At 65.9% G+C, this 7172-nt stretch carries 8 protein-coding genes; 2 read left to right on the top strand and 6 right to left on the bottom strand.

Annotated features, from left to right (window positions below; genetic code table 11):
- The 5 genes from ACTHJR_RS11420 to ACTHJR_RS11400 all read right to left on the bottom strand — a co-directional run.
- Window positions 1-237: enoyl-CoA hydratase-related protein (locus ACTHJR_RS11420; protein ID WP_440523310.1), on the bottom strand; the 237-nt coding region annotated here is incomplete at its 3' end.
- Between the two features lie 8 nt (window positions 238-245).
- Window positions 246-602 (bottom strand): YunG family protein, encoded by a 357-nt coding sequence (locus ACTHJR_RS11415; protein ID WP_440523309.1) that lies wholly within the window; start codon window positions 600-602, stop codon window positions 246-248.
- Window positions 587-1633, bottom strand: coding sequence for an enoyl-CoA hydratase/isomerase family protein (locus ACTHJR_RS11410; protein WP_440523308.1), 1047 nt, complete (start codon window positions 1631-1633; stop codon window positions 587-589). Before ACTHJR_RS11410 ends, ACTHJR_RS11415 begins: the two co-directional genes overlap by 16 nt.
- 144 nt (window positions 1634-1777) lie before the next feature.
- The gene (locus tag ACTHJR_RS11405; RefSeq protein ID WP_440523307.1) at window positions 1778-3511 is read right to left on the bottom strand and encodes an alpha/beta fold hydrolase; all 1734 of its coding nucleotides are present in this window, start codon (window positions 3509-3511) and stop codon (window positions 1778-1780) included.
- A 175-nt stretch (window positions 3512-3686) separates the two neighbouring features.
- The gene (locus tag ACTHJR_RS11400) at window positions 3687-4832 is read right to left on the bottom strand and encodes an acyl-CoA dehydrogenase family protein (RefSeq protein WP_440523306.1); all 1146 of its coding nucleotides are present in this window, start codon (window positions 4830-4832) and stop codon (window positions 3687-3689) included.
- A 74-nt stretch (window positions 4833-4906) separates the two neighbouring features.
- Here ACTHJR_RS11400 and ACTHJR_RS11395 point away from each other — a divergent pair, with 74 nt between their 5' ends.
- Both ACTHJR_RS11395 and ACTHJR_RS11390 read left to right on the top strand, forming a co-directional pair.
- On the top strand, window positions 4907-5956 hold the full coding sequence (locus tag ACTHJR_RS11395) for a helix-turn-helix domain-containing protein (protein ID WP_440523305.1): 1050 nt from the start codon (window positions 4907-4909) through the stop codon (window positions 5954-5956).
- A gap of 93 nt (window positions 5957-6049) precedes the next feature.
- Window positions 6050-6832: a sterol desaturase family protein gene (locus ACTHJR_RS11390; protein ID WP_440523304.1), complete on the top strand. Its 783-nt coding sequence runs from the start codon at window positions 6050-6052 to the stop codon at window positions 6830-6832.
- On the opposite strand, the gene ACTHJR_RS11385 is transcribed toward ACTHJR_RS11390, so the two are convergent.
- Window positions 6816-7172, bottom strand: a 357-nt coding sequence (locus ACTHJR_RS11385; RefSeq protein WP_440523303.1) for an aldehyde dehydrogenase family protein, incomplete at its 5' end; no start/stop codon positions are given. The genes ACTHJR_RS11390 and ACTHJR_RS11385 overlap by 17 nt on opposite strands.

The following is a 7172-nucleotide window of genomic DNA, read 5'->3' as shown; positions in this document are numbered from 1 at the left end:
GTCGCCGAACGATTGCGGCTGCATCTCCTTGATGTCGGCCCCCGCCGCGAACGCCTTCTCGCTGCCGGTCAGCACCGCGCAACCCTGCGACGGATCGGCATCGAACGCCTGAAGCGCGGCGACCAATTCGCCCAGCACCTGGTTGTTGAGCGCGTTGAGCGCCTGCGGCCGGTTGAGCGCGATCAGCGTGACGCCGCCCTCGCGTTGTTCGACCAGGATCGTTTCGTAGCTCATCATCTGCTCCATCAGCGCGCCGACGCGATATTGGCCAGCAACGCGTCGAGCTGCGCGGGGGTCGCATGCTCGAAAGCCTCGTCGGCAGAGGTCGGCAGGTTTTCGTAGGGGATCGGTTCGTCGAACTGATCGGCGGCCAGGTCCCAATAGCGGCCATCGATCAGATTGTAGAAATGCGTGCCGCCCTTGGTCCGCGTCTTGACGATCTCGCCGCCCAGCAGCCGCTGCACCGCGAGCGCGGTCACCGCGCATTGGTTGCGGCACGGATTGGCGGGATCGAACGGCGTCGTCACCGTCTCGGGCGCCCAGGCGCGCTTCACCGCATGATAGAGATCGGCCGGGTCGGCGACAGTCACAGCGGCGTCCATTGCTCGTCCTCCGACAGCGGCTGGAAATAGGCATCGACCATCGCGTCGGTGACCTCGGCCGGCGTCGCCGGGCTCCAGCGCGGATCACCGGTCTTGTCGATCAGCAGCGCGCGAACGCCCTCGGCGAAATCGTGCGCGCGATACATCCGCGCCATGATCGCGAATTCCATCCGCATCTCGTCGACGAAATGAAGGTGGCGCGGGCTCTCGACCAGCATGCGCAGGCTGACCTTGCACGCGGTCGGCGAGCGGCCGCCGAGCACCGCGCGCTGCTTCACCGCCCAATCGCCGCCATCGGCCTCCAGCGCGGCGACGATCTCCTCGAAATCGTCCGAAGCGAACAGCCGGTCGATATCGGGCAAATGCTCGACGATTTTCGCGGACGGCGGCGGCACCGCGGCACCGGCCAGGATCGATTCGGTCTTCTCCGGATTGGCGGCGATCTGCGCCTTCACCTCGTCGAGCCGCTCCGACGGCACGTAGAAATTGGCCAGCCCCATCGCGACGCATTCGGCGCCGTCGAGCCGGGCGCCGGTCAGGGCAAGGAATTGCGCGCTGCGGCCACGCAGCCGCGACAGATAGCGCCCGCCGCCGACATCGGGGAACAGCCCGATCGTCGTCTCGGGCATGGCGAACAGGGTGCGCTCGGTCGCGACGCGGTAACGGCACGGGCAGGCAATGCCGACGCCGCCGCCCATCGTCACCCCGTCCATGAACGCGACCCCGGGCTTCGGATAGGTGTACATGAGGTGGTTGAGGCGATATTCGTAGAAGAAGAAATCGTGCCCCGCGTTGCCGCCTTCGGGAACGTCCTTGGCGATCGTCACGACGTCACCGCCGGCGCAGAAACCGCGGCCTTCGGCATGATCGATCATCACGATCCGCACCTGGGGATCGCTCCGCCAGGCGAGCAAGGCGCGGGTCATCGCCTGGACCATGTCGAGGTTGAGCGAATGCAACGCCTTGGGCCGGTTGAGCCGCAAGCGCCCCGCGCCGCCATCGAGATAGGTCCGGACGTCGTCGGTAGTCATCAGGTTCAAGCTCATTCCCTTTTTTCTATTCTCGAGCCCCTCCCTTCAGAGGAGGGGTTGGGGTGGGGCAGTCAAGGGCGGCGCACTCTACGAGGCTTCCCCCCACCCCAACCCCTCCCCTGAAGGGGAGGGGCTTTCTGTCCCTCAGTGCGTAATCGCTACATACGATCCCGGTGCCGGCTCGATCGGATCGGCGGGCACCCGGCCCGCCACCCGCTTGCCCGAGCCATGTTCGGCCAGCCATTCGGTCCAGAATGGCCACCACGATCCTTCGTTCTTCGTCGCCCCGGCGAGCCATTCGCTCGCATCCTCGAGCGCCGCGTCGCTGGTCCAATAGCCGTGTTTGTTGGCCGCCGGCGGATTGATCACCCCGGCATTGTGCCCCGATCCGCCGAGCACGAACGTGACCGGACCGCCGAACAACTTGCCGCCGTCATAGACCGCACTCCACGCCGAGACGTGATCGTCCTTCAGCGCGATCAGCATCACCGGCGTCGTCACCGCCGCCAGGTCGATCTCCACCCCGTCGATCGCGAAGCCCGATTTCTCCTTGAGCGCGTTCGAGAACAGCAAGCCGCGATTGTACGACTTGAGGAAGGCACGCGGGATGCGCGCGCCATCCTCGAACCAATAGAGCAGGTCCGATGGCGGGGCGTCGCGGTCGAGCAGATAATGGTTGATCACCGACGACCAGATCAGGTCGTTGGAGCGCACCGCGGCGAACAATTGCTGCAATTCGGTCGAGTCGATGAATCCCTGCCGCTCGAGATGGCCTTCGAGCGCGTCGAGATGCGCCTCGTGGACGAACGCCGCCCAGTCGCGCATGTCGGCGAAATCGACCATCGAGCCGATCAGCGTCGCGGTGTTGACCTCCTCCGCGCGACCCTTGGCCTGGAGCCAGGCGAGCGCCACCGCGGCCAGCGTCCCGCCGAGGCAGAAGCTGAACAGATCGACCTTGTCCGCGCCGGATGCGCGCCGCGCCGCGCCGATCGCCTCGACGATCCCGTCGAGCACATATTGCTCGACCCCACAGTCGCGATGGCGCTCGTCGGGATTGATCCAGGAGATGACGAATACGGTTCGCCCCTGGTCGACCAGCCATTTGACCAGGCTCGATTTGGGCTGGAGGTCGATCATGTAGAATTTGTTCACCAGCGGCGGCACGTAGAGCAACGGCTCGGCCGCCACGTCCGGGGTCGCCGGATCGTACTGGATCAGCTGGAACAGATGGTTCTGGAACACCACGCTACCCGGGGTCGCGGCGAGCGTCTTGCCTTTTTCGAACACGTCGGCCGTGCGTCGGCGGACGATGCCTTTGCCTTCGGCGACGTCCTCGATGAAATGCGCGAAACCTTGGGCGAGATTGGCGCCGCCGGTCTCGATCGTGCGCTTGACTACGTCGGGATTGGTCATCGCGAAATTGGTCGGCGCGATCGCGTTGAGATATTGGTCGACCAGGAAATTGATCATCGCGGCATTGGGCGTGTCGCCCTTTTCCGCGACATCGGCGAGCCCGCGGATCTGCTTCGAGGCGAGCAGATAGGCGTCGCGGATCGTGCGGAAATAAGGACTCTCCTCCCATTCGGGCGAGGCGAAGCGGCGGTCGCGCGGCCGCTCGGTCGAGGGCGCGCGCGGCGTGAAGGTCTGCGCCCAGAATTCGCCCCATTCGCGCGCGGCCTGGACCTGCACTTCGAGCAATTGCGCCGGGTTGCTGCCCAGCCCGATTGCGAAGTCCGACATGGTGCGGAACAGCGCCAGCGGGTCGTAGGGGCGTGTCGCCTCCGGCCTGGCCGGTGCGCGCGCGGCGGCGGTCAACGCCCGGCCGATATCGCCGAGCGCGTCCTGCCAGAGCTGGGTGGGAGTTTCGGTGGCGGTCATAATAATTCCTCCCCGGAACGGGGAGGGGGACCGCCGGCCGCAAGGCCGGTGGTGGAGGGGGCCCGCGACGAACGGGCAGCAAGCAAGGAGGCGGCCTTGGGATGGGCCCCCTGCTCCACGCCGATACGCGGCGCGGTCCCCCTCCCCGTTCCGGGGAGGATTTTCATAGCAGCCCTCATTGCCGCGTCAGATCCCGGCCGACGATCATCCGCATGACCTGGTTGGTCCCCTCCAGGATCGAATGCACCCGGAGATCGCGCCAGAAGCGCTCGATCGGATAGTCGCGCAGATAGCCGTAGCCACCGTGCAATTGCAGCGCGCGGTCGACGATCGACGAACCGTTGTCGGTCGCCAGCCTTTTGGCCATCGCCGAGAAGCGCGACTTGTCGGGCGCGTTGGCCGTCACCTTGGCCGCCGCGAGATAGAGCAACGCGCGCGACGCCTCGAGATCGGTCGCCATGTCGGCCAGCATGAACTGCGTGTTCTGGAAATCCGCCACCGGGGTGCCGAATTGCTGGCGCTCCTTGGTGTATTTGACCGCCTCGTCGAGGCAGCGCTGCGCCCCGCCGAGCGAGCAGGCGCCGATATTGAGCCGGCCGCCGTCCAATCCCGCCATCGCGAAACGGAAACCATCGCCCTCCGCGCCGACGCGGTTCTCGACAGGCACGCGACAATCCTCGAAGATCACCTGCGCGGTCGGCGAGGCGTTCCAGCCGAGCTTCTTCTCGGGCGCGCCGAACGACAAACCCGGCGTGTCCTTCTCGACCACCAGGCAGGAAATGCCCTTCGACTTCTCCTCGCCGGTGCGGACCATGCAGACGTAGATGTCGTTATAGCCGGCGCCCGAGATGAACTGCTTGGTGCCGTTGAGCACATACTGATCGCCGTCCAGCCGGGCGCTGGTCTTGAGCGCGGCGGCGTCCGACCCCGAGCCCGGCTCGGTCAGGCAATAGCTCGCGATCTTGTCCATGGTGACGAGGTCGGGGAGGAAACGGTCCTTGATCTCCTGCCCACCGAAGCGGTCGATCATCCACGTCGCCATATTGTGGATCGAGATGTACGCGCTGGTCGCGGGGCAGCCATAGGCCATCGCCTCCATGATCAGCGCCGCCTCGAGCCGGCCGAGCCCGATCCCGCCCGATTCCTCGGACACGTAGATCGCGCCGAAGCCGAGTTCGCCGACGGCTTTCCAGACGTCGACCGGGTAGTGATGCTTCTCGTCCCATTCCGCCGCGAAGGGCGTGATGCGATCGGCGGTGAACTTGCGCGCAAGGTCCTGGATCTCGCGCTGGTCGTCGGTCAGGTCGAACTGGTTGGTCATGCGGAAAGTCTCGTCTGGACGGTGTGGAAAGGGCCATAGACCCACGCCGGGAGCGAAGCCATAACGCGTGCGTCATGGATCGCATGCTGCTGATCGATACCGCCTTGCGCCTGCTGTCGGCGGGGCAATTGATGCTGATCGCTTTGGTGATCGGCCGCGGCCATGCGCCGCGCGCGATCCGCTGGGCGACGGTGCTGCTGCTGCTGTGCGTGGCGGCGTATCTCGCCGATGTCGCGCCGGTGATCGATGTGCGCAGCATGAAGATCTGGCCGGTGGTCCAGCTCGGATCGCAATGCTCGCCGCTCGCTTTGTGGGTGTTCGCGCAATTGATCTTCGAGCGCCACATCGACCGCCGGCTGTTCGCGATCGCGATCGCCGTGACACTCGCCTGCTGGCTCAATTTCCTCGTGGCCGTATATTGGACGCACCGCATGCCGGTGACTGCCGACGTCACCCAGCATGCGCTGGCCTTCGCGCTCACCGTCCATGCCATCTGGATCGCGATCACCGAGCGCGGCGACGATCTGATCGAGCGCCGACGCGCCTTTCGCACGGGTTTCGTGGTGGTGGTCGGCCTCCAGACGCTCGCCGTGGTCGTGGTCGAGGCGGTGGTCGGCTATGTCACCATTCCCTGGCTGATGCTGCTGCAATCGGGCAGCACGCTGGTCGCGGTGCTGGCGTTCGGCGCGGTCCTGCTGTCGAGCAATGCCGAATTGCTGTTTGACGCCGACGCCCCTGCCCCGCCGTTGCCGAGCCTGAGCCCCGCCGAGAATGTGCTCAAGCAGCAACTCGACGCGGCGATGGCCGATCATGTCTATCGCGAGCCGGGCCTGTCGATCGGCGTGCTGGCGGCGAAGCTCGGGGTTCCCGAGCACCGCCTGCGCGCGCTGATCAATCAGCGGCTGGGCTATCGCAATTTCTCCGACTTCCTCAATTCGCACCGCATCGCCGATGCCCGGGAATGGCTGCGCGACCCGGCCAGGGTGGCGCTGCCGGTGCTCACCATCGCGATGGACCTGGGCTATGGCAGCCTGGCGCCGTTCAACCGCGCGTTTCGCGACACCACCGGCCAGACCCCGACCGACTGGCGCCGCACCGCGCTCGCCGGTTTCGAAAATAGCTGATTGATTCCGGAATCGACCGGCTTTTTCCGGCCACGCCGCGACCCGCCGCTGGCGATCCGCCATTGCTCCCACATCAATCGACGGGAGCTTGTTATGAACGACTGGATGCTGAGCCTGATCAGGGGCGGCGCGCAGGGCTATATGATCGAACTGACTCGCTACGTCGCCGCGGCGGGCGCGGTCACCCTCATCCTGTGGATCGGCGCGCGCTGGACCGAAAGCCGGCGCATCCAGTTGCGCACGCCCGATTTCGCCGATTGGCAGCACGAAGTGATCAATTCGCTGGTCACCATGGTGACCTTCGCCGCCTCGACCATGCTGACCATCGCGCTGGCGCGGATGGGTATCATCCACGTCTCGATGGCGGCGCCGCCGCCGTGGCTGGCGGGCGTCGAGTTCGTCGGCATCGTCATCGCGCACGACGCCTATTTCTACTGGATGCACCGCGCGCTGCATCTGAAGGCGCTGTTCCGCCGCGCGCATATGACGCACCATATGTCGCGCACCCCGACGCCCTGGTCCGCCTACAGCTTCGCGCCGATCGAGGCCGGGTTCGAGGCCGCCTTCCTGCCGCTGTTCTTGCTGATCGTGCCGTTCCACGCCTTGGTCGTGCTGGCGTTCCTGCTCCACCAGATCATCCGCAACGTGATCGGCCATTCGGGGCACGAGTTCGCCTGGCCGGGCTTCACCCGGAGCCGCTGGACGGGATGGCTGACCACCACCACGCACCACGATCTCCACCATAGCGAAGGCCGGCACAATTTCGGCCTCTATTTCACCTGGTGGGACCGCATGATGGGAACGGAGCATCCGCGCTATCACGAGAAGTTCGAGGCGATCGTCGCCGACCGCCCCGTCCTCACATCGTCGGGATGATGAAGGCGCTGTCGCCGCTGGCGCCGCCGTCGGGCCAGCGCTGCGTCACGGTCTTGACCTTGGTCCAGAACTTGACGCCTTCCATGCCATGCTGGTTGGTGTCGCCGAACGCCGAGCGCTTCCAGCCGCCGAACGTGTGATAGGCGACCGGCACCGGGATCGGCACGTTGATCCCGACCATGCCGACATTGACCCGCGCGGCGAACTCGCGCGCGGCATGGCCGTTGCGCGTGAAGATGGCGACGCCGTTGCCGTATTGATGTTCGCTCGGCAGCTTGATCGCGGCTTCGAAATCGGGCGCGCGGACGATCTGCAGCACGGGGCCGAAAATCTCCTCCTT

The organism is Sphingomonas sp., assembly GCF_051962185.1.
Taxonomy (GTDB): domain Bacteria; phylum Pseudomonadota; class Alphaproteobacteria; order Sphingomonadales; family Sphingomonadaceae; genus Sphingomonas.
The sequence above is the reverse complement of the archived record's forward strand: the minus strand, read 5'-3'. Positions and strand labels throughout refer to the sequence as shown.

Coding starts and splice junctions, on each gene's coding strand:
- ACTHJR_RS11415 (WP_440523309.1), bottom strand. CDS start 602: ATGGACGCCGCTGTGACTGTCGCCGACCCGGCCGATCTCTATCATGCG.
- ACTHJR_RS11410 (WP_440523308.1), bottom strand. CDS start 1,633: ATGACTACCGACGACGTCCGGACCTATCTCGATGGCGGCGCGGGGCGC.
- ACTHJR_RS11405 (WP_440523307.1), bottom strand. CDS start 3,511: ATGACCGCCACCGAAACTCCCACCCAGCTCTGGCAGGACGCGCTCGGC.
- ACTHJR_RS11400 (WP_440523306.1), bottom strand. CDS start 4,832: ATGACCAACCAGTTCGACCTGACCGACGACCAGCGCGAGATCCAGGAC.
- ACTHJR_RS11395 (WP_440523305.1), top strand. CDS start 4,907: ATGGATCGCATGCTGCTGATCGATACCGCCTTGCGCCTGCTGTCGGCG.
- ACTHJR_RS11390 (WP_440523304.1), top strand. CDS start 6,050: ATGAACGACTGGATGCTGAGCCTGATCAGGGGCGGCGCGCAGGGCTAT.